The organism is Corynebacterium sp. S5S1, from assembly GCF_001913985.1.
Lineage (GTDB): Bacteria > Actinomycetota > Actinomycetes > Mycobacteriales > Mycobacteriaceae > Corynebacterium > Corynebacterium marquesiae.
Window position 1 is genome coordinate 2,984 of the sequence record NZ_MKXT01000077.1, and the last position, 2,086, is coordinate 5,069.

2 protein-coding genes are annotated in these 2,086 nt (G+C 60.6%); both read left to right on the forward strand.

Annotation, left to right across the window (positions count from 1 at the left end; translation table 11 throughout):
* Nucleotides 1-690, forward strand: a 690-nt coding sequence (locus BKN05_RS12095) for a choice-of-anchor M domain-containing protein (RefSeq protein ID WP_286688746.1), incomplete at its 5' end; no start/stop codon positions are given.
* A gap of 46 nt (nt 691-736) precedes the next feature.
* Nucleotides 737-2,086 (forward strand): TIGR03773 family transporter-associated surface protein (locus tag BKN05_RS12100; protein ID WP_286688747.1); only part of this gene is annotated, 1,350 nt, incomplete at its 3' end.

Below are 2,086 nucleotides of genomic sequence, written 5' to 3' on the forward strand. Positions count from 1 at the left end.
AACACCGAAGCCATTCCGGTGCAGGACGAATTCGACGGCCCGGTATCTCTGAACCTAGTTCCACGTGAAACACCGGAAAACTCCAGCTGGGGTGTGTTCATCGATAAGGGGTCTTTCGGAGGCGATCATGAGATTCTTGCCGACTCCACCAAACAGGATTATTCGATTGAATCTCATTACTCGGCGCACACCCATGTGCACTGGGCTTTCTCTAATCCGGGAATCTACACCTTCGACGTCAGCTACAGCGGCACGACAAAAGAGGGCCAGGAACTGAAATCCGAGAGCCAAGAACTCGTCGTCGCAGTTGGTGACGAGGTTCTGGAGACCTGTAAAACCAGCCCTGCGCCAAACCCGAATAAGCCACACGAACCGGGTAACCCGAGCCAGCCAAACCCGAACCAACCAAACGACCCAGGCCAGCAAAGCCCTGGCGATGGACAATCCGGCAACCACAATGAGCAGAACGAGCAGAAAAAGCCCAAGCCTGAAGCGCCCAAGGACCCAGGTAACCAATCCAAGCCGGGCGACTCATCGCCGCAGGGCTTTTTCTCCAAGTTCAACCCCGTCCATCTGTTGGCACCACTGCTGGGCGGTGTGTTCATCGCCCGCATGGTTGCACTGTTCATGGAGCTACAACCGCAGGTGTTTAACTTCATCACTGACCGTTTCCCGCAGCTAAAAAACTAAACCCACCACCCCCCCCAGATTCCATCTCCCCGGAAAGTAACCGCACATGACCGCATTGCACACTGTGTCGCCACGGCCAGCACGCACATACTCCGCGCTGCTGACAGCCTTGGTGCTGTGCTGGGTAGCCGCATTCGCCCCCACCGCGCTAGCCCAAACCTTCGACCGTGGACACGTCGACGTTTTCTACGTCACCTCACACGGCGGAGAACTGTCGCTGTCGATGAAAGAAGACATCACCGGCGGCGGAGTACAACGACCTGGCGACGACGTCGTCCTGCACGTCAGTGACGCCGCCTGGTCAGAAGCTACAGCAGGCGTCGATGGCATTGGCCAAGCGACGTACTTCCTGCCCCAATCACAAAACCACGACGTCATCTGGCCGGGCTGGGACACCCAACCGATTGCTGCCGACGGATACCAAGCCGTGGACTTCAATTTCCAAGACGTCTCCGGCCCGGGCGAGGTCTACATCTTCGAAACCGAAGGCTTCGGGGGCATCAAATCCGTCACCAACGATGGCTCCTACAACCTGCGCACCGGCTCGGTCATCAACCAGCCATACCCCGCACACAAGCACATCAACTGGGCATTTACCCACCCGGGCACCTACCAGATGACGGTGTATGCCAGCGCCAACGGACAATCCAGTAACGCGGTGACCTACACCTGGCAGGTCGGCGGCGAAGCCGGGGATGCACCAGCACCTGCAGCACCAGGCGGCCACGGTGGAGGACAAGCCGGTGGACACGGCGGCCACGCAGGCAACCAACCTGGCGCCCCAGCACCACAGGGTGGCGGGGGAGCAGCCCCAGGGCCACGCGCCGGTGGCGCGCATGTGGGCCCAGCACCGAAATCCGCTCCACCAGCCGGTGCTTCCGGCGGTTCGGCGTCGGCAAGCACTTCCGGCGGCGGCAACGCACAATGCACCCCAGGTCTGCAGCCACAAATCAAAGACGACACCACCAGCCCGCCGCAATGGCGCCCAGCACAAGGGGCGACGTTCTACCTATCGTCGAATGCCGAGGTGAACCTGCCGAGCACCGTCGGCACCGTGCCGGAAGGAAAAGCCTGGATGATCGGCGCCACGCAGGTCGCAGGCGTGCCGTGGCTAGGCGCTAATACGCAGCACCAATCAATGCACGAGCACCTGGCATCTGCCGTGCGCTGGGACATCACCGGCTTTAGCGGACCAGGCCCAATGACCGTGTACTCGCAAGGCCAACTGGGCCAGATCGTGGGTGAAGAATGGTTCCGCGCTGCAGGTGGCGGATACCAGGGCAGCAAAGCCATCCCACGAAACACCCACGTGCACCCAAACTGGGTCTTCGGCGCGCCGGGCCGCTATCAGGTGAACATCACCCAGTCCGCGCAGCTCAACAACGGCAAGAAAGTT